Genomic DNA, 26,989 nt, shown 5'->3' with positions numbered 1-26,989 from the left:
GCCGGTCTCTGTGGATGCGGATGTTGACATCATGTACAATATGGTTAACGCGTCGCGTATGCGTGCCATATACCGCCGCCTAGACCTGACGTATGGCAAACGCCATGCCCGATGCGCTGTGCAGGCGCGACCTGGTTCGAGTCAATAGGCTCGGTTGCCGCAAAGTTGCCACGATTGAGCCGATTTCGGCGCTTTTCGATCCGACGCAGGCAAAGGCGCCGAGCCTCGTCGAGATGAACGGATGAGCCTCACAGGGGCATTGTGGCTGATCCCGGTATCGCGGAGGCGGTCTTGCGTTGCCGGCGAGACAGGCGCTGTGATCGGGAGGTCCTCACGGCCGTGTTGTCGGCTGTTCAGTCGGCCGGCCGCCTCACACGCTGAAGCAGCGGCGATATCCGTGTCAGGTCCTGCTGAAGCGCCGTGATCGTTGCCTCGTCATAGGCATTCGCCTGGGCGCGCAGGTTCGTGATGCCCCCGGCCACGTCGATCACGAAGGCGCCGTAGGTCCGGTAGGCGCGAAAGACCTTCTGCCCGAGCGGCGATAGCCCCGGCGGCATCGGCATGGTGGCCGGGATGGCCAGACGTTCGCCTTCCTGGACGAGGCCCTCCGGATTTCTGCCGTCACCGTTGATCGCCTCACCGATGCGGCCCGGCCGCGCCAGGGCCGCATCGATCGCGATCTGCAAGGCGTGCGTTATTTCACCCCGATCGGTCTCGGCCTGAACCAGCAGGCCGGCAAGCTGGCTCGAGCCGGCCGCCACGATGCCCGCGCCGAGAAAGGGCGATGTGCGACCCCAACCGTCGCCGGTGACGATGTCCGCCGCAGCGTAGGACCGCGCGGTGGCCCTGTCGGCGCTCAACCGCTTGAACTGCCAGAGATTATGGACGGTGCCGCCATCGATGACCAGCAGTTCGCCGTCGGTCCCCTGGGCGCCATCGACCCCGACCGGGATGCGAATGCTGGCGACACCGGCGGGACGTCCCCAGCTTGCCGGGTGTTCGACGGATACGACGGGGTCCGAGGCCGAGCTGACGTGAATTGCGGGCGAGTAGCTGTCCCAGGCCACGCCGAAGAGGGCGCCGGGTGGCCAGGCGAGCTTTTCGAAGGTCGCATCCGGCGCGATCGGCCTGTTCCAGGAGGAGCTCGCCGCGAAGGGCCGCTGGCCGAGCGTGAATGTGCAGGGCTGCCTGCCGCCGCCGGCGCCGCACGCATTGTTCGCCAGAGCGGGTGAGCAGCACCCCATCGCGATCGCGAGGGAAATGGCGAGCCGGGCCAGCGCCCGGACCGGCGGGGCATGAAGGACAGGCGGTGCGCGGCGTGATCTCATCCGGCCGAGTTCCAGAGCGATCGATCCGCATCCGTCATCACCGCTCCGTCCGGATCCAATCGACCTGGCGATGAATGAAGAAGCGGATGAAGGAGGGGATCTTGAGCAGGCAATAGGCCGGGCCCGCCGCCAGCTCGCGCCCGGAAATGATCTCCTGGCCGAAACGCCGCCACGCGACGACGATCGCTCCGGCGAAGCCGGCCAGCACGACCGAGGAGGCGACGAGCGGGCTCGCCGCACCCGTCGCTGCGAACCAGGAGAGATTCAGGCCGCCTATCAGCATCAGGGACAGGGCCAGAAGCGTCAGGGGCGGAATGCACAGGTCGAGCGTGAATGCGAGGAGGTGCAGGCTCGGTTTCGAGACCACACGCCGGATCAATGGCAGGAAGAACTGCCCGATGACCGCCAGATGTCCATGCTCCCACCGCGTGCGCTGCTGGCGCTTGCCCGTTTCCCCCTGGGGAAGCTGGCTGACGACCTGCGCGTCCGGGCAGAAGAGCGGCGATGACCCGGCGAGCGCGAGCTCGGCACCGAATTTCTGATCTTCTGCGAGATGGCCGGTCGCGAGATCGAGCCGGGTGACGAGGGCGAAGGGCAGCGCCATGCCGGAGCCCATCAACTGGCAAGGCCAGCCGAGACGCGCGGAGCCCAGCGGCCGCACGAAGGTCTTGATCGTCCAGGCCAGCCGGGAAACCTTGTCGGCCGAGCTCGGCAAGGGAGGCGCCAGCATCGTATAGCGCGCCTGGACCGGGCGCCCCGTCGCGACGCAACGCTTCGCTAGAAACTCGAGCGTCCCGGGCGCGACCTCGCAATCGGCGTCGACGACGATGACGACTTGCGGCGGATCGGCCGCGAGGGCGCGGATGCCGTGATCCAGCGCGTAGCCCTTTCCGAGCCGTGTCGTGTCCTGGCGGATGACGACCTCCGCCCCGGCGCTCGAAGCGATGCGCGCGGTGTCGTCGGAGCAGTTGTCGGCCACCACGAGCAAGTGCCCCGCGGCGGGCAATTGAGCCATGATCGAGGCAATGCTGCGCGCGATGACGGCTTCTTCGTCATGGGCGGGCATGACCGCCACGAAACGCGGACAGGGCATGGAGATGACCGACACGGACCGCCTCGCGGGCAGGAGCGCCGCGCCGATCTGGACGACGAGGAAGGCGACCGGGATCGCCGTCAGGAGACCAAGAGCGAGCAGAGCATGGGTGACTGCGTCGACCATGGCGATCACGACGATCCCGGTCCCTGAAGTCCCGATGGCATCAGCGCGACCGTGTCGGCCGCGAGCGCCGTCTCACGGCGCGCGCGGCGCGGTTTGGCGGCGGTGGCGAAGCCTTGCGGCGTTGCGGATGGGCCGGCGTTGAGGACGGCTGCGACCGACGAACGGGCTGCATGCGGGAAGGTTTCGAGCGCCTTGGCGGGGTCGGTCCGCTCGCGGCGATCCGTGCTGCCGAGCGACCGGGCCAGGACGTCGAGGATCTGTTCGGAAGCATGGCCGTCGCCGAACGGATTCCTGGCCTGGGCCATGGCGCGATAGGCTTCGGGGTCCGTGAGCAGCTCCTTGCAGGCCGAGACGATCGAGTCGACTTCCGTTCCGACGAGGCGGGCGGTGCCGGCTTCGACGGCTTCCGGCCGTTCGGTCGTATCGCGCAGGACGAGAACCGGCTTGCCGAGCGCAGGCGCCTCTTCCTGGACGCCGCCGGAATCCGAAAGGATAATGTGGGCGCCATTCATCGCCAGCACGAATTGCTCGTAGCCGAGCGGCTCGATCAGCGACACGCGCGGATGCGAGCCCAGCATCGGGCCGACGACCTGGCGGACGCGCGGGCTGAGATGGACGGGGCAGACCACCCGCAGGTTCGGGAAACCCTGCAACAGGATCAGGATCGCCTCGCAGATGCGCTGCATCGGCTCGCCATGGTTCTCCCGGCGATGGGTGGTGAGAAGGAGTGTCTGTGCTGCCGCGCGGCGCACCGGCTCGGGGGCTGCCTTCGCCAGCGTGAGGAACAGCGCGTCGATCGCGGTGTTCCCGGTGACCCAGATCGTCTCCGCCGGCACATTCTCCTTGAGCAGGTTGTATCGCGACGTTTCGGTCGGCGCGAAATGATAGTCCGCGATGACGCTCGTCAGGCGGCGATAGACCTCCTCCGGAAAGGGCGCGCGCTTGTCATAGGTCCTCAGCCCGGCTTCGACATGGGCGACGGGGATGTTTTCGTAGAATGCCGCCAGCGCCCCGACGAAGCTCGTCGTGGTGTCGCCCTGCACGACGACGACATCGGGCCGGGCCTTGGCGATCACCCGCTGCAGGCCTCCCAGCGCCGCCATCGTGACATGGGCGAGGTTCTGGTCTTTGCGCATGATGTTGAGGTCGGCGAGGATCGGCAGGTCGAAATAGGTCACGACCTGGTCGAGCATTTCCCGGTGCTGGCTGGTGCGCACCGCCAGCACCTCGAAACGTTCGGGGTCGGCATTCGCCTTCAGGATGAGCGGCGCGAGCTTGATGGCCTCGGGCCGCGTGCCCATCACGACGAGAATTCGCTTGCGGGTTGCCATCTCAATCCTCGTTCAGGGTCGCGGGACGACGCGCCGGGGATGGGAGACCTGGGCGATGGCGCTCCAGGAAATCAGGCCGAGGAACTGGGAGTTCGTGATCAGGTAGCGCCTGAACAGCCGGCGCGGTTCCTGGATGAGACGGTAAGCCCATTCGAGCCCGGCGCGCTGGATGAAGGCGGGGGCCCGCTTGCGCCGTCCCGCGATGACATCGAAGCTGCCGCCGACGCCGATGACGACCCGCGCGCCGAGATTATCCCACTGCTCCTCGATGAAATATTCCTGCCGCGGCACGCCCATCGCGACGAAGAGGAGTTCGGCGCCGCTTTCCGCCACGGCCCGCGCGCGGGCTTCAGCCTGCTCGGGGCCGAAATAGCCATCGGCATAGCCGCGGACATCGAGCCCGCGATGCCGGTCCTGGAGCACATTGACGGCCTCGCGTACCGTGCTGCTCTCGGCGCCGAGAAAATAGACGCCGACCCCCTCCTGGACGGCGCGGGCGCAGAGCTGGTCGATCAGGTCGATGCCGGCGACACGCTCGGGCAGGGGCTGCTGCCGGAGATGCGAGGCCCAGACGAGCGGCTGTCCATCGGCCACGATCCATCGCGACGAATCGACGAAGCGTTGCAGGCGCGGGTTGGACCGCATCATCATCAGGATCGCGACGTTCACCGTCGAGAGGATGCCGCGCTCTCCGGCCCGGATGGTCCGCATGAGCTCCTCGACGGTCTGGTCGGCCGAGAGCTTGTCGAAGCGGCCGTTCAGGATCTGGACCTGAGCCGGTGGCATCGCTTCAGATGGGGGAAGCTCAGTGGCTTCGGATACGGAAAGCCGCGCAGTGTCTGATGGCATCGCAAATCCCTCAGGCCGGAGACCCCAAGCGAACACGGCAGATTGACTTAGGCCGCGCGGCGGAGATCGCCGCAGGCCGTGCTGCATGCCGTTTGGTAAGATAATGGTCGACGCGGTGGGTTTGTTCGCGCAAAACGCGGTTTCATCGTTCTCTTGATGTCTTAACTGAGCGATCTGCGCGTTAACGAGACAATGTAATCTACGCCGGAACGCTCGGTGCGAATGTCAAAAGCGCAACAGGTTGCGCTTTTGCTCTCCGGAGCCGGAGTATCTGCCGTAAGGAAATCTAATTTTGCCGGCGCGAAGAACTTGCGCCCTGTCGGCCGCATTAAGGCTCTGCGGATGTCGAGCGTTTGATGGGCGGCCGGAGCATTTGGCGAAGCAATGTCAACCAACGCGGTTTATCATCGGGTCCAGCATCTCTCCGCGACCGCGCTGACGCATAGAACACAGTTGTTCTGGACCGTCGTCGTGGCCGCCCTCGAGATGATCGTGATCGTCACCTGCGCCTATGGCGCGTTTGTCGCGTATTCGGCGGCTGCGTACGGGGTGATTTTCTTCCGGATCGACTATGCCCTGGCCTCCGTGTCGGTGGGGGCGCTCTATGTCGCCTTGTGCATCGCCGACAATCAATACGATCTGCTCGGCCCGGAATGGAACGAGCGCAGCCGGACCCGGGGCGGTGTCGCCATCGCCCTTTCATGCGTCATCCTGCTGACGATCGGTTACGTGACCAACAGTCTCGGCGGCTATTCCCGCGGCACGTTCCTGGTGCAATTCCTGGCCACGCTGCTGGGACAGGTCGCCATCAGATCCTGTCTCCGGCAAGTCATCGATCAGGTTCGCTGGCGCGGACATTGGCGTCGGGAAAGCATGGTCGTGCTGGTCATGCCCGGCGCGCGGGGCGTCAGACATGTTCGCGCGCGGCTGGCGGCGCGGCACGAACATATCGTGCGCTGGTATGATTTCCCGTCAGTGACCGATCTGGCCGATGGGGGGGCCTCGTTAGAGGTACAACTTTCGGCGATCCGGGGTGAATGCCGGGCCTTGCCCATCGACGCCGTGCTGATCCTGTTCGGCTCGGACAACATGGAGGTCGTCTCGAACGCGGTCGAGGAGCTGTCGGAACTTCCGGTCCGGATCCAGCTGCTGCCGGTCGAGCTGGCCGAGCTGATGCGGCGCAGTCGCGTCGGAACCTATGGCCATCTGCGGGTGCTCGAATTGTTCTGCGGGCCCTGCTCGCTGCGCGACCGGTTCCTGAAGCGCAGCTTCGATATCGTCGTCGCCTCGACGCTGCTGGTGATGTTGTGGCCGCTCTTCGCCGTCGTCGCTGCCTTGATCAAGCTTGAAACGCGCGGTCCCGTGCTCTTCCGGCAGACGCGCCACGGCTTCAACAACGAGCCGATCCAGGTCCTGAAATTCCGCAGCATGACGACGTTCGACGACGCGCATGACGAATTTCGGCAGGCGGTCCGGAACGATCCGCGCGTCACGCGCGTCGGGCGGGTGCTGCGGCGGACCAATATCGACGAGCTACCTCAGTTGATGAATGTGCTGAGGGGCGAGATGTCCCTGGTCGGGCCACGGCCGCATGCGGTTGCCCACAATCACATGTTCGCCGACCAGATCCGCCGGATGTTCAGGCGCCACAACGTCAAGCCGGGGATTACCGGCTGGGCCCAGGTCAACGGCCTGCGCGGCGAAACCGATACCTTCGAGAAAATGCAGAAGCGGATCGAGCACGATCTCTACTACGTCGACAACTGGTCGTTCTTCTTCGACCTGAAGATCATGATCATGACGGTCATATCGAAGCGCGCGCATATCGACGCCTATTGAGCGAGAGGGGAAGAGGCGATGCGTGTCTGCTACTTCGTGTCCGAATATCCCGCCGTTTCCCACACCTTCATGCGGCGGGAGATCGTCGAGCTCGAGCGGAACGGAATCTCGGTTCTCCGCGTCTCGCTCCGGGGCGGGGACCGCAAGCTGGTGGACCCGGCCGATATCGGCGAGAAAGCCCGCACCCGCTACATGCTGGACGGCGGCATGGCCAAGTTCGTGACGGCTCTCGCCAGCGCGCTCGTGCGAAGGCCCGCAGCCCTGATGCGCGCGACCGTCGCCGCCTTCGGGATGATGCGGTGCTCGAGCCGCCCGGCGCCGCTCCATCTCGCCTATCTCGCGGAAGCGCTTGTCCTCGCACGCTGGGTCAGCGAGCAGGACATCCGGCATATCCACGCGCATTTCGGGACGAATGGCGCTGAAGTCGCCATGCTCTGCCATATCCTGACCGGCGTGCCCTACAGCTTTACCGTGCACGGCCCGGATGAATTCGACAGGCCCGAATATCTCGGCTTCCCGGCCAAGGTGAAGCATGCCGCCTTCGTCTGCGTCATCAGCGAGTTCACCGGAAGCCAGCTCTGCCGCTGGATCCCCACGGAGGAGTGGGCGAAGATCAAGCTGGTACGTTGCGGGCTGGATGCCGATTTCCTGGCCACGCGGCCTCCCCGGACCGTCCCGAAGAACCAGCTCGTGACCGTCGGTCGGCTCAGCGAGCAGAAGGGGCACCTGATTCTGCTCCAGGCGCTCGCCGTCCTTGCGCGTGAGGGCATGCCGTTCAGGCTGACCGTGGTTGGAGACGGCCCGCTGCGGCCGCAGCTCGAGCGGAGCATCCGGGAGTTGGGGCTCGAGCAGCATGTCGAGATGGCGGGCTGGATGAGCAACGCGCAGGTGCGCGCCGCGATACGCGAGGCGCGGGCCCTGGTCCTGCCGAGCTTCGCCGAGGGGCTGCCGGTCGTCCTGATGGAGGCACTGGCGCTCGGCCGCCCGGTCGTGACGACCTATGTCGCGGGCATCCCGGAGCTGGTCACGGATCAGGTCTGCGGCTGGCTCGTTCCGGCGGGAAGCGTCGATCGGCTCGCCCGTGCCATCGGCGAGTGCCTGGACGCCCCGGACTCGCTCGTCCAGGCGATGGGGGAGGCCGGGCGCGAGCAGGTGCTGGAGCAGCACGACATCGTTCGGGAATGCCGGAAGCTGGCGGCGTTGTTCAAGGCAGGCGCGTTCGAGAGGACGATCCCCTTCGACAGCGCCGAACGGGTGGAGGATCTCCCAGACGCCTATGACCCGGCGTTCGCCGGCAGCCATGCGATGAGGCTGGGCGAAGCGGTGACGCTTCGGTCCGGGCATTCAGGCTGGGTGAAGCGATGATCCCGACCTGCTCCGCCATCGGCTGGATGAGGAGTGCCTGAATGATCGACGTCACCGTCATCGTTCCGACGCATAACCGCCGGCGCATCCTGCCTCAGGCGGTCCATTCCATTCTGCGCCAGCAGGGCGTCTCGATCGAGCTCATCGCGGTCGACGATGGCTCGACCGACGAAACGGGCGCCTGGCTGGATCGGCTCGCCGCCGGCGATGCCAGAGTGAGGGTCGTGCACCACGCGCAGCCGCGTTTCATCTCGGGCGCGCGCAACGCCGGCATCGCCCAGGCGGCCGGGCGCTGGGTCGCTTTCTGCGACGATGACGATCTCTGGGCGCCGGACAAGCTGGCGACGCAGCTTGCCGCCATGCGGGCCAGTTCGGCGCGATGGGCCTGCACCGGCATCGTCGCGGTGGACGAGGAGCTTGCGGTGATCGGGCATGGTCACGTCAAGGGCGGGGACGTTCTGGCGGGCCTGCTGGAAAGCAACGGAATCCCGACAGGGTCGACGGTGATCGCGGAACACGATCTCGTCCGGGATGTCGGTGGGTTCGATCCGGCGCTGCGCGGCTCCGAGGACTGGGATCTGTGGATCAGGCTGGCTCAGCACTCGCCGCTGGCCGCGGTCGATCGCCCCCTCGTCGCCTATCGCCTGAGCCGGCAATCGCTGTCGATGGATGTCGATCCCATGCGCGCTGGCCGCCTGGTCATCGCGGAGCGATACGCGGCGCTGGCGGCAAGGCATGGCGTCACGTCAGACGAAGCGGGACATGAACGCTACCTCGCCAAGCAACTCCTGCGGGCGGGGGCGCGGTGGCGGGCAGCGTCCATCTTCACCTCGCTCGCCGTCAGGCATGGGCGGTGGCGGGAGCTGCCGCGCGTGGCCGCCGCGCTGATGGCGCCGCGCGCGACGGACCGGATCGGACAGGCCCGGGCCGCCGCCGCGGTTCCGGCGTTGTGGCGCCAGGAGGTCGAGCTCTGGTTGCGGCCGATCCGCGAGGCAGGCCGGGCAGGCGAGCAACGCAACCCGATTTGGGCCAGAGCCAGGGAGATGGAGGCATGAAGCCGGTATCCAGCCCCGTCGATGCCATCCATGGCGGCGTGCTCCAGCACGATATCGAGCGCTCCTGGCCGACAATGTCGGTCCGCGAGGCCAATAACGAGGCGATCTGGCGGCTGCTGCGTGCCGTCGTGTTCGGCGTCCTGCTGGTCCGGGCCTCTTCCGACCCGATCTTCAACCTGCTGGGAGGCGATTCCGGCGCCGCCTCGATGGGGGTCGGAGCGCTCTTCAACGTGGTCGCGATCGCGGTCGCGGTCGTGCTTCTCGCGCAGACGCCGCTGCGGGCGCCGTTCCCCGTCCTCGCGATCTGGGGTCCGTTCCTGCTGATCGCCTTCGGCTCGACGCTCTACGCGCCGGATTTCAAGGCAGCGGTGCGGCTCGCCTCCGTCCTGCTGACCTATTGGGCGTTCTTCGCGATGCCGTTCTTCCTGTTGCGTTCGTCGCTGGACGTCACGCGGTTCGTTCTCGTGGTGATCGCCTCGTCGATACCGCCCTCGCTCTATGCCTTCGTGGATATCGCGCGCGGATTGTCCAATTTCAGCGAGTTTCGTTTGCAGAGCACGTTCTCGCATCCGAACATCTACGCGTTCTATCTCGTGCTGCAGGTGGGCCTTGCGCTCTATGTCCGGGCCTCCCGGATCCTGCGCGTGCCGCCGCTCATTCGCACGCTGGTGACGCTCTACATCCCGGCCCTGATCTTCTTTCTGCTGCTGACCAAGACGCGCAGCGCCTGGGGAGCGTGCGGGCTGATGTGCCTGGTGTACGCGGTCAAGATCGATCGCCGTTTTCTTCTGGCCCTGCTGCTGGTGCCGGTGCTGTTCGTCGGGAATCCGAGCCTCAGGGAAAGGCTGGCGGACGTCACCGCGGCGACGGAAGTCGACAACTTCTCGCAGCTGAATGATGACAACCGGCTGAATTCCTATGTCTGGCGGCAGGCGTTGTGGGAGTCCGCCATTCCGGTCGTGCTGGAACGACCGCTGCTGGGCCATGGGCTGGAGTCGTTCAAGCCGGCGACGCCGAGCTTCTTTTCGCTGATCGGCCCGCAAGGCATCGACGGCCATAACTTCTATCTGCAGGCCAGTTTCGAGATGGGGCTGCTCGGCCTGCTTGCGCTCATCTGGCTGCTCGGCTGCGTGGCTTATCGCCTCGTCAAGGGGCTGCGGCGCGATCCGCCCGGACTCCTGATCATCCTGTGCATCCTGGCGACCTATCTGCTCGAGTCGTATTCGGACAACATGCACTTCTACCTGTCGTTCAACTGGTACTTCTGGTTCGTCATGGGCACGATCTGTGCCTGGCTCTACAAGGACGAGGCTGTCGCGACGCCCGTCCGTCCCGGCCACGGGGGCGCCTGGCGGCCGGAAGGCCGGCATGGGACCGGCGCGACCGGACGAACCGACCACGTCGCCTAAGCATCTCGCCACGGCAGTGGATTCCGCTTCGCCCGCCTGTGAATGGCGGGCTCGCAGCCCCATCGCATTTCGCGGCCATCCATCCGGCGATTTTGCGTCCCGATCGAGTGCTTAGACGCAGGAACGGGGCGGGGTACCCGGCGTTTTCTCTGTGTAGGTCACTGCAGGCGCAGCGCGCCGGGTGGGGAGGGGACGGAAGGCCGGCGATCCGGCCCCGTGACGACGCGACCGCGCCGGCCAGAGGCCTCTCCTCATCCTCGTGTCTGCCATCCCGAACCGGGCGCCGGAAACGGGCCCCTTTTCGATTGAAAGACATGCTGGACACGATAAGCCATCCGCAGGTCGTCCATAGCACGGAGAGGCTCGAGAGCCGGATCAACGTGCGGCCACGACCGTCCTTCGGCCTGGGAAGCCTCCGGAGCCGCAAGCGGCTGCTGGGCATCGGCACGCTGGCCTGCCTGGCGCTCGCCGCGCTCTATGTCGGGGTGCGCCCGACGACCTACACGGCATCCAGCCAATTGCTGATCTATATCAAGCAGGTCCTGACCGGCCCCGACCAGGCGATCCTTCCGGGCCGGGCCGACCTGCCGATGGTCCAGAACCAGATCGAGCTGCTGCGCTCCGGAAACGTGCTGGCGAAGGTCGTCGAGACGCTGCAGCTGACGAAGGATCCCGAATTCCTCCGTAGCCTCCGCTCATCGCCCGAGGCGCAGAAGCGCGATCCGGCTGCCACGGATACCGACGCCGCCGCGTTCCGCGCGGCCTTGGTGGCACTGAACAGCAAGCTCAGCATCCGCCAGGTCGGCACGAGCCATCTGGTCACGGTGAGCTTCCAAGCCTCGACCCCCGAGAAGGCCGCGCGCATCGTCAACAGCGTGATCCGCATCTATCTGCAGGAGCGGGCACGGGCCTCGGACGCGGCCTCGTCCAAGGCGCCGACGCTGCGCGAGATCTATCAAAGCCTCGGACCGAGCGCTCAGGTGATTTCGGAGGCTGAGCCGCCGGTCAAGTCTGATGGGCCGCCGGCGGCATTGATCCTCGTCGCCGCCGCATTGCTCGGCCTGGGTACCACGGCCGCCGTCGCCCTCCTGCTCGATGCGCTCGATGATACGATCCACGACGCGCACCAGATGGAATATGTCCTCGGCCTGGAATGCCTGGGCGTCGTGCCCCGCTTCGCGAATGTCGACAACGGGAGCGAGGATGCCGCGGCGCGGCGTCTGCTCGCGGTGGAAGGGCCGGTGCTGCGACGCGCGGCTGCGACGGTGCAGGACGCTTCGACCGGCGAGCCCCGGACGATCGGCGTGACCTCGGTCCTGCCGGGCGAGGGCGCGACGACGGTCGCGATCGGGCTGGCCATGGCGTCGGCCGCGTCGGGAAAACGTGTCCTGCTGATCGACGCCGTGCTGGACAACCCCGCGATCTCGCGCTGGGTTGCGAGCCTCTCATGCGCTCCGCCCCGGCCGGGAGCCAATCCGGAGCCCGCGGTCATCGGCGACGTCGTCAAGGTGCAGGCCGGGCTGCATGTCCTGTCGCTCGCCGAAGGATACGGCGAGGCGTCCCGCCTGATGCCTCGCGGCCTGCTGGACGACATCCTGAACGCCGCGGAAGCGTCCTACGACATGGTGATCGTCGACATGCCCTCGCTCGCATCCGGACCGCAGGTGCGCGCCGCCGCTCAATCGCTGGATGGCTTCCTGCTCGTCGTGAAATGGGGCGCAACCAAATCCGAACTGGTCCGGCAGGCTTTCCGGTCCGCCGGTCAGGCCGAGCCCAAGTTTATCGGGACGATGCTCAACATGGCCGATGAAGCGACGATGAAACGTTATGGATACAAGCGTTCTGAAGAACTGAAAGTCGTGATCGCTTCCTGACTTAAACAAATGCCGGGGCTGGGCCGCGAGCATTTACTGAAGGAGAGTATCATGAAGGTCGTACTCTTTTGCGGTGGCATGGGCATGCGGCTGCGGGGCTATGTCGACGATGTCCCGAAGCCGATGGTGCAGATCGGGTCGCGCCCCATCCTCTGGCATCTGATGAAGTACTACGCCCATTTCGGGCATAAGGATTTCATCCTCTGCCTGGGCCACAAGGGCTACGCCATCAAGGACTATTTCCTGAAGTACGACGAGTCGATCTCGAACGACTTCGTCTGGTCCCGCGGCGGCCAGAAGATCGACTTCATCAACCGGGACAGCGACGACTGGACGATCACCTTCGTGGAAACCGGTCTGCATGCGACGATCGGCGAACGCCTGAAGGCGGTCCAGCCCTATCTGCGCGGCGAGGAGTACTTCCTGGCGAATTACGGCGACGGTCTCAGCGACCTGCACCTTCCGACGATGATCGGCGAGCTGCAGCGGAGCGATGCCGTGGCCTCGCTGCTGCTGGTGCAGCCGACGGCGAGCTTCGACATCGTCAGGACGACGCCCGAGGGCAAGATCGCCGAGGTGGCGGCATTGAGCAATTCCGACATCTGGATCAATGGCGGCTTCTTCGTCTTCCGCAACGAGATCTTCGACTACATCAACCCGGGCGACGAGCTGGTGCGGGAGCCGTTCGCGCGGCTGATCCAGCGCCAGGCCTTGCTGGCGCATAAATGCACCGGATTCTGGCAGTGCATGGACACCTTCAAGGACAAGCAGCGCCTCGAGGAGCTCAACGATACCAACCCGCCTTGGAAGGTGTGGAAGGACTGCGCCACCATCTCGTATCCCGCGATGGCGCCGGTGGCTCCTGCGATCACGCCGGTCGCTCCCACGATGACGCAGGTGGCGTGACCATGCTGCGCCTGAAGCCGGATGGCGGCGCTGCGTCGCCGCTGCAGATCCTGTGTCTGGGATGTCATTCCGACGACATCGAGATCGGCTGCGGCGGAACGGTGCTGCAGATCGCGGCGGAGCGCGAGGCGGTGTTCCATTGGGTCGTCTTCAGCGCCAACGGAACCCGCGCCTCGGAAGCGGAGAACGGGGCAAGGCAATTCGTCGACCCCGCCCGCATGAAGCGGGTCATCCTGAAGGATTTCCAGGACGGCTACATGCCGTTCGTCGGAGCCGACATCAAGAACGTCTTCGAGGAGCTGAAGCGAGAGGTCTCGCCGGACATCATCTTCACCCACAACCGTCACGATTCGCATCAGGACCACCGGCTGATCGCCGAGCTGACCTGGAACACGTTTCGCAGCCATCTGATCCTGGAATACGAGATTCCAAAATATGACGGGGATCTCGGACAGCCGATCGTCTTCAACGCTCTTTCAGATGAAATCTGCGAAAAGAAGGTCGATCTGATCCTCGATACGTTCAAGTCCCAAGGCAACAAGCACTGGTTCGACCGCTCGACCTTCATGGCCCTGATGCGGTTGCGCGGAATGGAATGCAACGCGCCGAGTGGATACGCCGAGGCTTTCTATGCCCGGAAGCTGATGCTCTGAACCGGCAATCGAGAAACGTCATGCATGATCTGAAGGGCAGGACTGTTCGCGCCGGGCTCATCAATGTGGGCTCGCGCGGGATCGGCTTCACGGTCCGCATCGCCTCGCTCATGATCCTGGGCCGGCTGCTGACGCCCGAGGATTATGGCCTCGTCACCATGGTGACGGCGTTCACCGGCGTGCTGAACATGTTCGGTTGCTTCGGCCTGTTCCAGGCCGCGATCCAGCGCGAGGAGCTGAGCGAGGTCGAGTCGTCGTCGCTGTTCTGGCTGAACCTGATCTTCGGCGCCTTGCTGACGCTGATCGCCATCGCCGCCGCGCCGCTGGTCAGCGCGTTCTACCACGAGCCGCGCCTGCTCGAGATCATGGACGTGATCGCCTTCACCTTCATCATCACCGCCGCCGGCGTCCAGCAGGGCGTGCTGCTTCAGCGTCGCATGGCATTCGGGACCTCGGCGAAGATCGAGATCAGCTCGCTGCTGATCGCGACTGTGGTGTCGATCGGGATGGCCATGGCCGGCTATGGCTATTGGTCGATCGTCTCGATGACGATCACGCTGCCGCTGGCCACCACCATCGGCCTGTGGCTGGCGACCGGCTGGATTCCGGGCCGGCCACGGATCGCTCCCGGTATCCGCTCCATGCTGCGCTTCGGCGTCGGAACGACAGCGACCGGCTTCCTGTCCTACGTCACGAACAACATCGACAAGCTTCTGCTCGGGCGTGTCTGGGGCACGGAAGCGACCGGTCTCTACAGCCGCAGCTTCTATCTGATCAATTTCCCGACCGAGAATCTGAATGTGACGATCGGAGAGGTCGCCTTCGCGGCGCTGTCGCGGACCAAGGGCGATCTCGATCGCTTCCGGCGCTACTTCCTGAAAGGCTATTCGCTGGTGGTGACGCTGACCTTGCCGTTGACCGTCGTGTGCGGGCTCTTCGCCGACGACCTGATCCTGGTGGTCCTGGGGCCGAAATGGATTGGTGCCGTCGAGATCTTCAGGATCCTCGCTCCGACGATCCTGGTGTTCGCGATCTCGAATCCGCTGGGCTGGCTGCTCAACGCGCTCGGGCTGGTCCGGCGTGGGGTGTATATCGGGTTGTTCTCTGCCCCGCTGATGATCGCGGGCGTGCTGATCGGGCTTCCTTACGGGCCGCACGGCGTCGCATTGGCCTATTCGACCGTCATGGTGCTCAAGGTCATCCCGATCACGATCTGGGCGCTGCGCGGGACCGGGATTCGATACCGCGAGTTCGTCGGGGCGCTGGCGAACCCTCTGGCCGCGAGCGTGGTCGCGGGCGGGTTCGCCTATGCGGTGCATGCGCTCACGGCGCCGGCGCTGTCGCCGGTGCTGCGCCTCATGCTGGATGTGGGCTCGTTCGGCGTGGCCTATGTTGCGGCGCTGCTCCTGATCGCGGGCGAGAAGGCTCTGTATCTCGACCTCTTCCGCGCATTGAGAACCGCGCCTTCCGCCTGACGCGCGCCCCGCGAAATCCACCCGCTCCCAATGCCGTGAAGCATAGAGCCCGCAGGCCGGCCTGATGCTGTTGCGGCATCTGTCTGATATTCAAAGCAATATTCTGGTTTGCCGCGATCTTGCGCCGGAACTCGGGCGCTCCGACGAGCATTGTTCAGGTATAGGGTCACGAATTTCAGAGGTGGGGGATGCACTTCTCCAAGACCAGCGTCGAGGGAGCCATGGTCATCGACCCCGCTCCACATGTCGATGCGCGGGGCCGCTTCATGCGGGCCTGGTGCCTACAGGAATTCGCCGAGCAGGGCATCGCGTTCGAGCCCGTTCAGGCCAATATGGGGATCAGCACGAAGCGCGGCACGATCCGCGGCATGCATTTCCAGGAAGCGCCCGACGGGGAGGCGAAGCTGGTGCGCTGCACGCGTGGAGCGATGTTCGACGTCGTCCTCGACATGCGGCGGGATTCACCGAGCTACGGGGCCTGGTGCGGCGTGAAGCTCAGCGGCGACAATGGCCGCATGCTCTATTTGCCCGAGGGCTGCGCGCATGGCTACCAGACGCTCGAGCCGGATACCGAGATGCACTACATGACCTCGGCCTTCTACACGCCCGGCGCCGCCAGGGGCGTTCGCTTCGACGACCCGGCCTTCGGCATCGTGTGGCCTTTGGCCGTGACCGAAATTTCCGAACAGGACCGTAACTGGCCGCCGGCGCTGATCGTGCCTGGCCATGTCGAGGCAGATGCGCGCCTGATGGCGTGATCGTCTTCGCAGGCGCTATCGGAGGGGAACCAAGCTATGGCTGTCGATACCGTATTGCGGGAGCGCGAGGCGGCGGGTCGTCCGATCCGCGTGGGAATGGTCGGAGCGGGTGCCACCGGGCGCGCGATCGCTCTCCAGCTCGGCACGCCGGTGCCTGGAATGCGGCTGGTCGCGATCGCCAACCGGACGCTCGAGAATGGCGAGCGGGCCTTTCGCGAGGCGAATATTCACGGCTGGACCCGCGTCTCGACGGTGCGGGAGGCCGACCGGGCCATCGAGGACGGCGTCCCCGTTCTGACGGACGACCCGGCCGTTCTGACCGCTTGCAGGGCCATCGACATCGTCCTGGAGGTGACCGGAACGGTCGAGGCGGGCGCCGCGGTGGTTCTCGATGCGATCGCACATCGCAAGCATGTGGTGATGGTCAATGCCGAGCTCGACTCGCTGATCGGGCCCATCCTGAACGAGCGGGCCCGCGAGGCCGGCGTCGTGCTGACCAATACCGACGGCGACGAGCCCGGCGTCGCCATGACGCTGCTGCGCTATCTGCGGACGCTGGGGCTCAAGCCCGTCGCCGCCGGCAACATCAAGGGCATGGTCGATTACTACCGCAATCCCGACACGCAGAGGGCATTCGCCGAGAAGAACGACCAGGACCCGCGCAAGGTCACGTCCTTCGCCGATGCCACGAAGCTGTCGATGGAAACGACGGTACTGGCCAATGCGACGGGCTTCCATGCGGGCCGTCGCGGCATGTACGGGCCGGCTTGCAAGGATGTTCGGGAGATCGCGGAGCGCCTGCCGGCGCAGGCGATGCTCGAAACGGGGCTGGTGGACTATGCCTTGGGCGCTGCGCCCCACACCGGAGCCTTCGTCATCATCCATGAGGAGGCGCCGCTGAAGCAGGCGCAGCTCGCCTATTACAAGCTCGGAGACGGGCCGTTCTACGTCTTCTACACGCCGTTCCACCTGCCGCATCTGCAGATCGCCTCGACCATCGGGCGCGCGGTCATCCAGCACGATCCGACCGTGGCGCCGCTGGCGGGGCCGGTCTGCGAGGTCGTCACGATGGCGAAGCGCGATCTCAAGGCCGGCGAGCGGCTCGACGGCATCGGCGGGTTCTGCGCCTACGGCCTGATCGAGAACGCGGCCGATGCGCGCGCCGCCGACGCCTTGCCGATCGGCCTGTCCGAGAACTGTGTCCTGCGACGCGACAAGAAGAAGGACGAGGTGGTTTCGTTCGGCGACGTTGTGCTGCCGGCGGGGCGGCGGGCGGACGTGCTCTGGCGCGAGCAGCAACTGCGGTGGCCGATGCGCGAAGCGGAAGCTTCGCCGCAGCGCGTCCTCGTCGAGGCGGTCTCGTGACATGCACAGCCGCGGTGGAAACAGGCTTTCACGTGCGGCCGGATGCAGTCCGGGACGGCCGGGTCATTTCATCGATATGGGGCTAGGTCGGCCATGCTGAACCGTTCCTTCTGGCAGAACCGCAAGGTCTTCGTCACCGGCCATACCGGCTTCAAGGGCAGCTGGCTGTCGCTGTGGCTGCACGCGCTCGGTGCCGATGTGACGGGCTATGCGCTCGAGCCGCCGTCGGAGCCGAGCCTCTTCGAGCAGGCGAGGGTCGGCGAGTGCGTCCGCTCGATCCGCGGCGACGTCCGGGACTTCGCGCATCTGGAGTCCGCGCTCGCTGCATGCAATCCCGACGTGGTCATCCACATGGCCGCCCAGTCCGTGGTCCGCTACGGCTATGACGAGCCGGTCGAGACCTATGCGACCAATGTGATGGGGACCGTCCATCTGTTCGAGGCGGTGCGCCAGCTCGGGCGCCCCTGCGTCGTGGTCAATGTCACCAGCGACAAATGCTACGAGAACCAGGAGTGGGTCTGGGGCTATCGCGAGAGCGACCCGATGGGCGGGCATGACCCGTATTCCAACTCCAAGGGTTGCGCGGAGCTGGTGACCGGCGCCTATCGCGACTCCTATTTTCCGCCGGCTGCGCTGTCCAAGCATGGCGTCGCGCTGGCGAGCGTGCGTGCGGGCAACGCCATCGGGGGCGGCGACTGGACCGCCAACCAGCTCATTCCGGATCTGGTCCGCGCCTTCCTGGGCCGCCGGCCCTGCCGCATCCGCAGCCCCGCCGCGATCAGGCCCTGGCAGTTCGTGCTGATGCCGCTGCACGGCTATCTGCTGCTGTGCGAGCGGCTCGCCGAGGACGGAGCCCGCTTCGCCTCGGGCTGGAATTTCGGGCCGGCGGAGACGGATGCCAGGCCGGTGTCGTGGATCGTCGACAAGCTCGTGTCGCTGTGGGGCGAAGGCGCATCCTGGACGCTGGATGGCGCAGCGCATCCGGTCGAGGCGCAATTGCTGCGCCTCGACACCTCGAAGGCGAGGGCGGGCCTCGACTGGCACCCGGTTCTGCAGCTCGACCAGAGCCTGGCTTGGATCGTCGAATGGTACCACGCCTTCCAGGCGGGGAACGATCTCCAGTCCCTCACGCGGCGACAGATCGAGCGCTACGAATATCTGCTGCAGGACCATGCGGAGCGGAACGCTTCAGGAGCGCGGCCGAAGGCGGCGGCTCCGGCGCCTCTGCTCCCGATGGCCGAAGGCTGATTCCGCAACGGTGCCACAGCTCAGGGAACGCGCATCCATGTCGAACGTCGTCGTACTTGGAACTGGAATGGCTGGCTTCGGTGCGGCGCACCGACTCCGGGAGGAGGGCATCACGCCCGTCATGTACGACAAGAATTCGTATTATGGCGGCCATACGATGTCGTTTCGTCACGAGCCGGGCTTCACCTTCGATATCGGGCCGCACATCTCCTTCACCAAGGACGAGCGCATCCAGGAGCTGTTCGCCGACAGCGTCGATCAGCTTTACGAAACCATCCAGATCAACCTGAACAACTACTGGCGGGGCTACTGGCCGCAGCATCCGGTCCAGCTTCACCTGCATGGCCTGCCGGAGGAGGTGATCGTGAAGGTGATCGCCGATTTCGTGGAGGAGCGGCAAAAACCGGAGGGGCCGATCAACAACTACAATGACTGGCTGGTCGCCAGCTTCGGCTCGACCTTCGCCGAGCTCTTCCCGAAGCAGTATACGCGCAAATACCATCTCACGACGGCCGAGAACATGAGCACCGACTGGTTGGGGCCGCGAATCTACCGGCCGACGCTGGAGGAAGTGCTGCGCGGGGCGATTTCCGCCTCATCGCCGAACATCCATTACATCACGCATTTCCGCTACCCGAAGCAGGGCGGCTTCGTGTCCTATCTGCGGGACTTCGTGCCGAAGGGAAACATCAAGCTCAATCACGAGCTGACATCGATCGATCCCTGGATCAACGAGATCGAATTCTCTAACGGCATCCGGACCCGCTACGACGCGCTGATATCGTCGGTGCCGCTCCCGGATCTCATCCGCATGATCAAGGGCGTGCCGGCCGACGTGCTGGAAGCCTCGCGCAAGCTCGCCTGCTCGTCCTGCGTGCTGGTCAATCTCGGGGTGGACCGCGCGGATATCTCCAGCGCGCATATGTCGTATTTCTACGACGAGGACATCTGCTTCACGCGCCTCGGCTTCCCGCACATGCTCTCCGAGGACAATGCCCCGAAGGGTATGGGAAGCATCCAGGCGGAAGTCTATTTCTCCGACAAGTACAAGCCCTTCACGGGCAAGCCCGAGGACTGGATCCAGCCGGTCATCGACGATTTGCGCCGCTGCGGGCTGCTGCACGACGGCGACCAGGTCGTGTTCAAGACGGCAATGTATCTGCCCTACGCCAATATCATCTTCGATCTCGATCGCGCCGCCGCCCTCAAGACGGTTCACGGCTATCTCGACGAGATCGGGATCGCCTACTGCGGCCGCTATGGCGACTGGGGCTACATGTGGACCGACGAGAGCTTCAAGAGCGGCGAGGCGGCGGCGGAGGCCGTCCTGTCGCGTTCCGCGGCGCTCGACGTCCGCCAGAGGGCGCGTATTGCATGAGCGGCAAGATCGACATCGATGTTCGCGCCGGCGAGCCCGTCGATCTGTCCGGGTCCGGGCTGCAGGAGTTTTGTGTCAGTTCGGTGGCCACCGGCTCCTCCAAGCCCAGCCGGGTCGGGCTCCTGGCCCATTGCGGCACGGGCAATCTGGGCGACGAGGCCTCCATCACGGCGGTGCTCGACAACATCACGCTCCGGTCGCCCGGCGTGTCGGTCGTCGGCCTGTCGATGGACCCCGAAGACACCACGCGCCGGCTCGGAATTCCCTGCTATGCGATGCGTCAGCGGGTTTTCCCGTTCCAGCGGGAATGGTCGTCGGCATCGCACCCCGTGGGTCCGGGCGGGTTCGCGGGGAGGCTGAAGGCGACCGTCAAGAAAACGGGGCCGCTGTTCCACATCGCCAATGCGCTGAGGCATGCGCTGGTCGTATGGCCCTCGCAGTTCTTCCGCGAAATCATGTTTCTGCTGCGTTCGCTGCTTCTGGTCTGGGAGCTCGACATGCTCATCATCGCCGGGGGCGGACAGCTTCTGGACTGGGGCGGCCCCTGGGCGTTTCCCTACACGCTGTTCAAATGGGTCCTTCTCGCCAAATGCGCCAACGTCAAATGCATCTTCGTGAACAACGGCGCGGGTCCGCTGGATTCCTCCCTGAGTCGCTGGTTCATCCGGCGCACGCTTGCCATGGCCGACTATGTGTCCCTGCGCGACGGCGCGTCGGGCGACTTGCTGCGGAAGATCGGCTTTCGCGGCAAGATGAAGGTCGTTGCCGACGCGGTGTGGGGCCTTCGGCTGCCGGAGCGGCCGGCGAAGGAGCCGGTCATGCCGAGCACTCAGCTCGTGATCGGCGTCGGGCCGATGGCCTATGGCGATTCAAAGCGGCACTGGGTCAATGACGATCAGGGCTATCGACGGCTGATCGACAACCTCGCTGCGTTCTGCGGCCAGATGCTGGCGCGCGGGCATCGGATCAGGCTCTTCAGCAGCGATATCTGGTTCGATTCCCAGGCGATCGCCGATCTCGACGCCGCCATCCGGCAGAGCTTTCCCGCGCTGGCGCCGGATCGTGTTACGCGGGAAACGGTCGAGAGCATCGCCGACATGCTGACGGCGCTCTCCCATGTGGATTTTTACGTCACCTGCCGCTTTCACGGTGTCGTGTTCGCGTCGTTGCAGACCGTGCCGACCATCGCGCTTGCACCCCATCCCAAGGTCACCACCCTGATGGAAAGCCTGGGCTTGTCGGATTACTGCGTCGATATTGCCCGCTGCGACGCGGAGGATCTGGTCGCCAGAGCCGATCGGCTGATTGCCGACAGGGACGGAATCAAGGCGCGCATCGGTGTGCGCGCCGCACAGTTCAAGTCGCAGCTCAATCTGCAGTTCAACGCCTTGTTCCTGGCGAATGAGAAAACTTGCGCCGAGGGAACGAGATATTCTCAAGAGGGGGCCCTGAGATGAACGCGCAAACCGGTCCGTTGGTCAGCGTCGTGACACCCGTCTACAATGGCGCGGAATTCCTCAGGGAATGCATCGAAAGCGTGCTGTCCCAAACCTATCGGAATTGGGAATACATCATCGTCAACAACGCCAGCACTGACGGCACTCTCGAAATCGCCGAGGAGTATTGCCGGCGGGACAGCCGCATCCGCGTCGTCAGCAACGAGACGCTGCTGCCGATCATCGCCAATCACAACAGGGCTTTCGGCCTCATCTCGAAGCAGAGCAAATATTGCAAGGTCGTTTCGGGCGACGACTGGATCTATCCGGAATGCCTCGAGAAGATGGTCGCTCTCGCCGAAGCCCATCCATCCGTCGGTATCGTCGGCGCATACCAGCTCAGCGGCGGCGCGGGCATCTGGTACGTTCGGAATGTCGGCCTGCCCTACGCGCAGACGGTCGTCCCAGGGCGAGAGGTCTGTCGGGCCCATTTGCTCGGTACGCTGAGGGTATTGGGAAACCCGTCATCGGTCATGTATCGATCCGATCTGATCCGAAATTCCGACGAATTCTTTCCGAATCCGACGCATGAGGCGGATATCAGCGCGTGCCTCAAGCATTTGCGCTATGAAGATTTCGGCTTCGTGCACCAGATCCTGGGCCATGAACGGATTCATCGCCAGACTGCGACGGCTGTTTCGCTCGAAAACAATGCCTATGTCTCGGCGGAAATCAGCGACTGCCAAGAATATGGCGGCTGGTATCTGACCAAGCAAGAGCTCGAAACACGGGTCGACGAGCTGCTCGACCAGTATTACGCCTATCTCTCCTCCAGCGCGTTCAAGTTCCGGGACAGGAAATTCTGGAATTACCACGCCGGACGGCTGCGGGACCTCGGGCACCGATTCGACGGGCGGAAGCTTTCGATGGGAATTGCCAGAAAGGCGATGGATCTGATCCTGAACCCAAAGGGAACGGTTCAGATTCTGAGCAAACGAATTCGCCTGCATTACATGTTCAAGGGAGTTCGTGCGCCGTAAATCGACAGGACTCAGCGATACTTTCTTCGTATTCGGTCGCGCTTTAAGTCCACCTCGTTCGCTGAGATCGAGCCGACGTCGCTGGCTGTCGCCAGCTGACGTTAAGGATGGCAGGCCGGAAACCGTTCTGGAATGGCTAACGGATCGTTAATTGACTTGCCGGCGAGACTTTTTTGGATAACAATCCCTTACGTAGATGCCGATGGATGGATCGCCTGTCGATCCGTTGCCTAGTCTGCCTTATGGCGCGCTGATGAGATGCCGCGCCTTATGCCTGCGCTAATCGCTATGTCTGACGATCTTTCATGCTCGTATCTGGCGTCTTATGTCTCCGTATCTCGCGGAGCTGTATCATTTTTTACTCTGAGTTCGATCGTATTAACTGGTATTAAAGGGTTTCTTTATTGGGGTTTCTGCGTGATATTTCTGCGTAAATGAATGCAGTGTGGTCGGCGATATGTGACGAGAGGAGGTTTCGAGACAAATTCCAAATGAGACTTCGGTCTCATCATCTTAACAAGAAACAAGAATGGTAAGCAGATTTACCGGGGGCGTCAGTTTGAGTTGTGTTTGCCCTTTCGGCGGGAGGTTTCAAATGAGGGAGAGCAAAGCCTTCGGGATCGTTCTCATAGGGAAATATTCTCTGATGCGAGAGGGGGTTCATCGCGTTCTTCAAGAAAACAACTTTCGTATCATCGACTCGATCTCCGGAATCGACCAGCTGAGCGGTAAGTCTCGTGTCCAGAACAGCCTTTTTCTTGTCGTCTACACCAACGACGCTTTCGATCTCATCATCGGAGAAATCGAGCTTGTGAGGGATCGGTATCCGGATGCGCATATCGCGGTCGTCGCCGATCGCTATGGACCGGCTGAGCTCGCGGCGGTCTTCAAAGCCGGCGCCAGCGGTTACCTCGTCAACACCAATTCCTGCGATGCCTTCGTCAAATCCATCGAACTGGTGATGCTGGGCGAAACGGTCTTCCCGCCGACATTCCCTTCCGCGGTTCCCGCCGCAAAAAAGCCCCGCCGCCCTAAGGCCGGTCCCGCCGCGGGCGAGGATGACAGGGCGTCTCCCAGCTCTCCCCCGGATGAAACGGTCGCATCGCTGCTGTCGCCACGGGAAATGGGGATCGTCAGCTGCCTGGTCGATGGGGATTCCAACAAATCCATCGCGCGCAAGATCGGCATCGCCGAAGCCACGGTGAAGGCCCATGTCAAAGCGATCCTGCGCAAGATCCGGGTCCAGAATCGAACCCAGGCCGCGATCTGGGGAATGAACAACGCGCTGCTGCTGCAACCGGCCAACAACAATGCCCGGGCGGCCTCCGCCAGCGCCGGCAAGAGACTTCCGGATTCCGCTGCCGGTGTCGGCGCCTATCAATAGCGAAAAGGCCGGACGGGGGCGATGTGACATCGGCCTTGCCCGGCTCGACATCGTCGCGCCCTTCGCATTGGTGCAAGGCGCTCGCCGTTCTCGCGCCATCTCCCGTAGTTTCGGCATCCCGTCGAAAATGCTCGAATGCCATGGCCAGCCGGCTGGCGGCATGGCATTCGATCGGTTTGCCCGGCGGCCGAAACCTTGCCGCCCCTGCAGGGAAAGCAGCGATTCGTCATGTTCCTGGTTTGCGGCGAAGCCCTGATCGATCTTTTCGTCGCTCCGGCGGACGGGAACGAGATGCCGGCGCGGGCCGTCGCGGGCGGTTCGCCCTTCAACCTTGCCGTCGGCCTCGCGCGGCTCGGCATGCCGGCGGCTTTCCTGGGCGGTCTTTCGCGTGACCGCTTCGGCGCATTTCTCGCGGCGCGGCTGACGAAGGAAGGCGTCGACGGGCGCTTTCTGACGGTCAGCGACGGGCCGACGACGATCTCCGCCATCGTCACCGCGCAGGATGGCCAGCCGGGCTATTCCTTCCACGGCGAGGGCGCTGCCGATCGCCTGCTCATGCCGGCCGATCTGCCGGCCGTGCTGCCGCCGGAGATCACGGCGCTGACCTTCGGCTCCTATACGATGGCGGTCGAGCCGGTCGCTTCGACGCTCGCGGCCCTGGCCGAGCGCGAGGCGGGCCGGCGGGTCATCAGCGTCGATCCCAATCTACGGCCGATGGTCGTCGGCGACATGGCCCGCTGGGCCGAGGCGGCCGAGCGCTTCTACCGCGTGGCGACGATCATCAAGGCAAGCGAAGAGGATATCCGCATCGCCTGGCATGGGCAGCTCTCGATCGGCGAGGCTGCATCCTACTGGCTCGAGCGTGGTGCCGGCCTGGTCGTCATCACAGAAGGGGAGCGGGGAGCGACCGCTTTCAACGCCGCCGGGCAGGTTTCGGTGCGGGGGCGCCCGGTGCGGGTCGTCGATACCGTCGCGGCCGGAGACAGCTTCCATGCGGCGCTGCTGGCGCAGCTCGCGAGGACAGGGCGGCTGAGCCCGGCCGCCATCGCGGCACTCGATCTGCCCGCGCTTGCCGAATTGCTCGATTATGCTACGGCGGCGGCCGCCGTGACGGTCACGCGACGCGGCGCCGACCTGCCGACCGATGCCGAGGTGCAGGCGGCTCGCGCGGAAGGTTCTGGTTGCCAATGAGGCGATGCGAGCCCGCGCGCGGCTTCGATTCTTAGCCGCGACATCGCGCCACAGCCTCCGCCCTCAGACTCGTTCGAACGTCGCTTGGCGAGACTAAGCGCCAATATTATATAGATGCTTATGACCAGCATGCCTATAAAACCGCCGCCGACTGTGGGTTTTCTGCTCCATGATGTCGCGCGCCTTTTGCGCAAGCGTTTCGAGCAGCATGCGCGCGATTCCGGGTTGACCCGTTCGCAATGGCAGGTGCTCGCCTATATCGATCAGAATGCCGGCATTCAGCAGGGTGCGCTGGCCGAGCTCATGGATGTCGAGCCCATCACGGTCGGGCGCATCGTCGACAAGCTCGAGGGCTGCGGGCTGGCGGAACGCCGGCCGCACGCGACCGATAGGCGCGTCTGGCAGCTCTATCTGACTGAGAAGGCCGGGCCGAAGCTGACGGAGCTGCGCGCGCTCGGCGAAATCACGCGGGCAGAGGCGTTCGGCGACATTCCGCAGCCCGAGCGCGAGCAGCTTCTCGCGACGCTGGGACAGATGCGAACCAATCTCACGGCCGCCTGCCAGATGCGGGTGGCCGAAAGGCAGGTCCAAAATGGATGACGCAGCCAGAAAGACCGAGGCGGCCGCCCAAGCCGTCCGTGATGAAGAGGCCGAGTCCGGCTCCCCAGGCAATGTGACCGAGATCAGGCGCCTCGAGCCCAAGGCGCCCGCTCAGCCACAGCCGGCGGCGAAGGCGCCGGAAACTACCACGCCGACCGCTCCTGCCCAGGCTGCGACAGCCCCCGCGTCGCCGGCCCGACGCAGCCGCACGCGACGCTTGCTCTTCGCGCTTCTGCCGATCGCGCTCGTCGCCGGTGGCTATTACTACGTCGTCGGCGGACAGGTGATGTCGACCGACAACGCCTATGTGCAGGCGGACATCCTCGGCATCTCGACCGATGTCGCCGGCATCGTCAGCGAGATCGACGTCCGGGACAACCAGACCGTGAAGGCGGGCGACGTGCTGTTCCGGCTCGACGACAAGCCGTTCCGCTTCGCGCTGGAGCGGGCCGATGCGCAGATCGGCGTGGTCCGCAACGATCTCGAAGCGCTGAAGGCCAGCTACAAGACCATGCAGAGCCAGATCGAGCAGGCTCGCACCGATATCGCCTTCTACGAGACCGCCTTCAAGCGCCAGCAGGACCTCGCCACCAAATCCGTCGCCTCCCAGGCGACCTACGACCAGGCCAAGCATGATCTCGATGGCGCAAGGCTCAAGCTGGCGCAGCTCGAAAGCCAGCTTGCCGGCATCGCCGCCAACCTCAATGGCACGCCCGATGCACCGGTCGAGGAACACCCGCGCTACAAGGACGCCGTCGCGGCCCGGGCCGAGGCGCAGCGCCAGTTCGAGCACACCACGGTTCGCGCGCCGATGAACGGCGTCGTCACCAATGTGCCTTCGCTGCAGAAGGGCCAGTATCTGGAGGCGGCGACCAGCGCGTTCAGCCTCGTCTCGACCGAGCATGTCTGGATCCAGGCCAATCCGAAGGAGACCGAGCTCACCTGGGTGAAGCCCGGACAATCGGCGGAAGTCTATGTCGACACCTATCCGGGCGCCGCCTGGAAAGGCACGGTCGACAGCATCAGCCCGGCCTCGGCCGCGAGCTTCTCGCTGCTGCCGGCGCAGAACACCAGCGGCAACTGGGTCAAGGTGGTGCAGCGCATCGCCATGCGTGTGAAGATCGACACCCCCGCCGACCAGCCCCAACTGCGTGCCGGCATGAGCGTGACGCTCGACGTCGACACAGGCCATGAGCGCGGTCTGCCGAGCTTCATCTCGGGCGCCTTCGGCAAGAGCGCCAAGTAGAGCGGCCGGGTAGAGCGCGCCAAGTAGAGCAAGACCAGCA

At 64.7% G+C, this 26,989-nt stretch carries 22 protein-coding genes; 18 read left to right on the top strand and 4 right to left on the bottom strand.

The genetic code is table 11. From position 1 onward, the window contains the following. Positions 1-353: 353 nt before the first annotated feature. Genes AB6806_RS08775 through AB6806_RS08760 form a run of 4 tightly spaced genes read right to left on the bottom strand, consistent with a single transcriptional unit; the run spans position 354 to position 4,664 of the window. Entirely contained in the window at positions 354-1,328 is a 975-nt protein-coding gene (locus tag AB6806_RS08775; RefSeq protein WP_370954442.1) for a hypothetical protein, read from the bottom strand. A gap of 37 nt (positions 1,329-1,365) precedes the next feature. Continuing rightward, the gene (locus AB6806_RS08770) at positions 1,366-2,547 is read right to left on the bottom strand and encodes a glycosyltransferase family 2 protein (RefSeq protein ID WP_133562697.1); all 1,182 of its coding nucleotides are present in this window, start codon (positions 2,545-2,547) and stop codon (positions 1,366-1,368) included. Positions 2,548-2,552: 5 nt separating this feature from the next. Then, a complete protein-coding gene (wecB, locus tag AB6806_RS08765) occupies positions 2,553-3,878 on the bottom strand; it encodes a non-hydrolyzing UDP-N-acetylglucosamine 2-epimerase (RefSeq protein ID WP_142021592.1) in 1,326 nt (441 codons plus the stop codon). A gap of 12 nt (positions 3,879-3,890) precedes the next feature. Then, complete coding sequence (locus tag AB6806_RS08760; RefSeq protein ID WP_185747920.1) at positions 3,891-4,664, bottom strand: WecB/TagA/CpsF family glycosyltransferase; 774 nt, start codon at positions 4,662-4,664, stop codon at positions 3,891-3,893. 534 nt (positions 4,665-5,198) lie between these two features. Here AB6806_RS08760 and AB6806_RS08755 point away from each other — a divergent pair. From AB6806_RS08755 to AB6806_RS08670, 18 genes are all read left to right on the top strand, one after another. Next, on the top strand, positions 5,199-6,566 hold the full coding sequence (locus AB6806_RS08755; protein WP_370954441.1) for an exopolysaccharide biosynthesis polyprenyl glycosylphosphotransferase: 1,368 nt from the start codon (positions 5,199-5,201) through the stop codon (positions 6,564-6,566). A gap of 18 nt (positions 6,567-6,584) precedes the next feature. Next, positions 6,585-7,931, top strand: a complete 1,347-nt coding sequence (locus tag AB6806_RS08750; protein WP_142021595.1) for a glycosyltransferase family 4 protein — start codon at positions 6,585-6,587, stop codon at positions 7,929-7,931. Between the two features lie 41 nt (positions 7,932-7,972). Then, the gene (locus AB6806_RS08745) at positions 7,973-8,986 is read left to right on the top strand and encodes a glycosyltransferase family 2 protein (RefSeq protein WP_142021596.1); all 1,014 of its coding nucleotides are present in this window, start codon (positions 7,973-7,975) and stop codon (positions 8,984-8,986) included. Continuing rightward, positions 8,983-10,395 (top strand): O-antigen ligase family protein, encoded by a 1,413-nt coding sequence (locus AB6806_RS08740; protein WP_142021597.1) that lies wholly within the window; start codon positions 8,983-8,985, stop codon positions 10,393-10,395. Before AB6806_RS08745 ends, AB6806_RS08740 begins: the two co-directional genes overlap by 4 nt. 38 nt (positions 10,396-10,433) lie before the next feature. Next, positions 10,434-12,269, top strand: a complete 1,836-nt coding sequence (locus AB6806_RS08735; RefSeq protein ID WP_370954440.1) for a Wzz/FepE/Etk N-terminal domain-containing protein — start codon at positions 10,434-10,436, stop codon at positions 12,267-12,269. 51 nt (positions 12,270-12,320) lie between these two features. Next, complete coding sequence (locus AB6806_RS08730) at positions 12,321-13,175, top strand: glycosyltransferase family protein (RefSeq protein WP_051987551.1); 855 nt, start codon at positions 12,321-12,323, stop codon at positions 13,173-13,175. Positions 13,176-13,177: 2 nt separating this feature from the next. Then, entirely contained in the window at positions 13,178-13,828 is a 651-nt protein-coding gene (locus tag AB6806_RS08725; RefSeq protein ID WP_142021599.1) for a PIG-L deacetylase family protein, read from the top strand. Between the two features lie 20 nt (positions 13,829-13,848). Then, the gene (locus AB6806_RS08720; protein ID WP_185747922.1) at positions 13,849-15,303 is read left to right on the top strand and encodes a lipopolysaccharide biosynthesis protein; all 1,455 of its coding nucleotides are present in this window, start codon (positions 13,849-13,851) and stop codon (positions 15,301-15,303) included. Positions 15,304-15,491: 188 nt separating this feature from the next. Beyond that, positions 15,492-16,061, top strand: coding sequence for a dTDP-4-dehydrorhamnose 3,5-epimerase (rfbC, locus tag AB6806_RS08715; protein WP_142021601.1), 570 nt, complete (start codon positions 15,492-15,494; stop codon positions 16,059-16,061). Between the two features lie 36 nt (positions 16,062-16,097). Beyond that, positions 16,098-17,426: an NAD(P)H-dependent oxidoreductase gene (locus AB6806_RS08710; RefSeq protein WP_142021602.1), complete on the top strand. Its 1,329-nt coding sequence runs from the start codon at positions 16,098-16,100 to the stop codon at positions 17,424-17,426. Between the two features lie 93 nt (positions 17,427-17,519). Next, positions 17,520-18,674, top strand: coding sequence for a CDP-glucose 4,6-dehydratase (rfbG, locus tag AB6806_RS08705; RefSeq protein WP_142021603.1), 1,155 nt, complete (start codon positions 17,520-17,522; stop codon positions 18,672-18,674). Next, positions 18,598-20,052 (top strand): protoporphyrinogen/coproporphyrinogen oxidase, encoded by a 1,455-nt coding sequence (locus tag AB6806_RS08700; RefSeq protein ID WP_370954439.1) that lies wholly within the window; start codon positions 18,598-18,600, stop codon positions 20,050-20,052. Before rfbG ends, AB6806_RS08700 begins: the two co-directional genes overlap by 77 nt. Next, positions 20,049-21,509 carry a polysaccharide pyruvyl transferase family protein gene (locus AB6806_RS08695; protein ID WP_370954438.1) on the top strand — a complete coding sequence of 487 codons (1,461 nt, stop codon included), beginning with the start codon at positions 20,049-20,051 and terminating at the stop codon, positions 21,507-21,509. Before AB6806_RS08700 ends, AB6806_RS08695 begins: the two co-directional genes overlap by 4 nt. After that, complete coding sequence (locus AB6806_RS08690) at positions 21,506-22,528, top strand: glycosyltransferase family 2 protein (protein ID WP_051987549.1); 1,023 nt, start codon at positions 21,506-21,508, stop codon at positions 22,526-22,528. Before AB6806_RS08695 ends, AB6806_RS08690 begins: the two co-directional genes overlap by 4 nt. A 595-nt stretch (positions 22,529-23,123) precedes the next feature. After that, on the top strand, positions 23,124-23,912 hold the full coding sequence (locus AB6806_RS08685; RefSeq protein ID WP_081925167.1) for a LuxR C-terminal-related transcriptional regulator: 789 nt from the start codon (positions 23,124-23,126) through the stop codon (positions 23,910-23,912). Positions 23,913-24,140: 228 nt separating this feature from the next. Next, positions 24,141-25,103 carry a carbohydrate kinase family protein gene (locus AB6806_RS08680; protein WP_370954437.1) on the top strand — a complete coding sequence of 321 codons (963 nt, stop codon included), beginning with the start codon at positions 24,141-24,143 and terminating at the stop codon, positions 25,101-25,103. Positions 25,104-25,238: 135 nt separating this feature from the next. Continuing rightward, positions 25,239-25,703, top strand: coding sequence for a MarR family winged helix-turn-helix transcriptional regulator (locus AB6806_RS08675; protein ID WP_370954653.1), 465 nt, complete (start codon positions 25,239-25,241; stop codon positions 25,701-25,703). After that, positions 25,696-26,949, top strand: coding sequence for an HlyD family secretion protein (locus tag AB6806_RS08670; protein ID WP_370954436.1), 1,254 nt, complete (start codon positions 25,696-25,698; stop codon positions 26,947-26,949). Before AB6806_RS08675 ends, AB6806_RS08670 begins: the two co-directional genes overlap by 8 nt. Positions 26,950-26,989 lie beyond the last annotated feature (40 nt).

Origin of the sequence: Allobosea sp. RCC_152_1 (genome assembly GCF_041360765.1) — a bacterium.
GTDB classification, from domain to species: domain Bacteria; phylum Pseudomonadota; class Alphaproteobacteria; order Rhizobiales; family Beijerinckiaceae; genus Allobosea; species Allobosea spartocytisi.
This window is presented reverse-complemented; position numbering and strand designations above follow the sequence as displayed.

Coding starts and splice junctions, on each gene's coding strand:
- AB6806_RS08775 (WP_370954442.1), bottom strand. CDS start 1,328: ATGAGATCACGCCGCGCACCGCCTGTCCTTCATGCCCCGCCGGTCCGG.
- AB6806_RS08770 (WP_133562697.1), bottom strand. CDS start 2,547: ATGGTCGACGCAGTCACCCATGCTCTGCTCGCTCTTGGTCTCCTGACG.
- wecB (WP_142021592.1), bottom strand. CDS start 3,878: ATGGCAACCCGCAAGCGAATTCTCGTCGTGATGGGCACGCGGCCCGAG.
- AB6806_RS08760 (WP_185747920.1), bottom strand. CDS start 4,664: ATGCCACCGGCTCAGGTCCAGATCCTGAACGGCCGCTTCGACAAGCTC.
- AB6806_RS08750 (WP_142021595.1), top strand. CDS start 6,585: ATGCGTGTCTGCTACTTCGTGTCCGAATATCCCGCCGTTTCCCACACC.
- AB6806_RS08745 (WP_142021596.1), top strand. CDS start 7,973: ATGATCGACGTCACCGTCATCGTTCCGACGCATAACCGCCGGCGCATC.
- AB6806_RS08740 (WP_142021597.1), top strand. CDS start 8,983: ATGAAGCCGGTATCCAGCCCCGTCGATGCCATCCATGGCGGCGTGCTC.
- AB6806_RS08730 (WP_051987551.1), top strand. CDS start 12,321: ATGAAGGTCGTACTCTTTTGCGGTGGCATGGGCATGCGGCTGCGGGGC.
- AB6806_RS08725 (WP_142021599.1), top strand. CDS start 13,178: ATGCTGCGCCTGAAGCCGGATGGCGGCGCTGCGTCGCCGCTGCAGATC.
- AB6806_RS08720 (WP_185747922.1), top strand. CDS start 13,849: ATGCATGATCTGAAGGGCAGGACTGTTCGCGCCGGGCTCATCAATGTG.
- rfbC (WP_142021601.1), top strand. CDS start 15,492: ATGCACTTCTCCAAGACCAGCGTCGAGGGAGCCATGGTCATCGACCCC.
- AB6806_RS08710 (WP_142021602.1), top strand. CDS start 16,098: ATGGCTGTCGATACCGTATTGCGGGAGCGCGAGGCGGCGGGTCGTCCG.
- rfbG (WP_142021603.1), top strand. CDS start 17,520: ATGCTGAACCGTTCCTTCTGGCAGAACCGCAAGGTCTTCGTCACCGGC.
- AB6806_RS08700 (WP_370954439.1), top strand. CDS start 18,598: ATGCGGAGCGGAACGCTTCAGGAGCGCGGCCGAAGGCGGCGGCTCCGG.
- AB6806_RS08695 (WP_370954438.1), top strand. CDS start 20,049: ATGAGCGGCAAGATCGACATCGATGTTCGCGCCGGCGAGCCCGTCGAT.
- AB6806_RS08690 (WP_051987549.1), top strand. CDS start 21,506: ATGAACGCGCAAACCGGTCCGTTGGTCAGCGTCGTGACACCCGTCTAC.
- AB6806_RS08685 (WP_081925167.1), top strand. CDS start 23,124: ATGAGGGAGAGCAAAGCCTTCGGGATCGTTCTCATAGGGAAATATTCT.
- AB6806_RS08680 (WP_370954437.1), top strand. CDS start 24,141: ATGTTCCTGGTTTGCGGCGAAGCCCTGATCGATCTTTTCGTCGCTCCG.
- AB6806_RS08670 (WP_370954436.1), top strand. CDS start 25,696: ATGGATGACGCAGCCAGAAAGACCGAGGCGGCCGCCCAAGCCGTCCGT.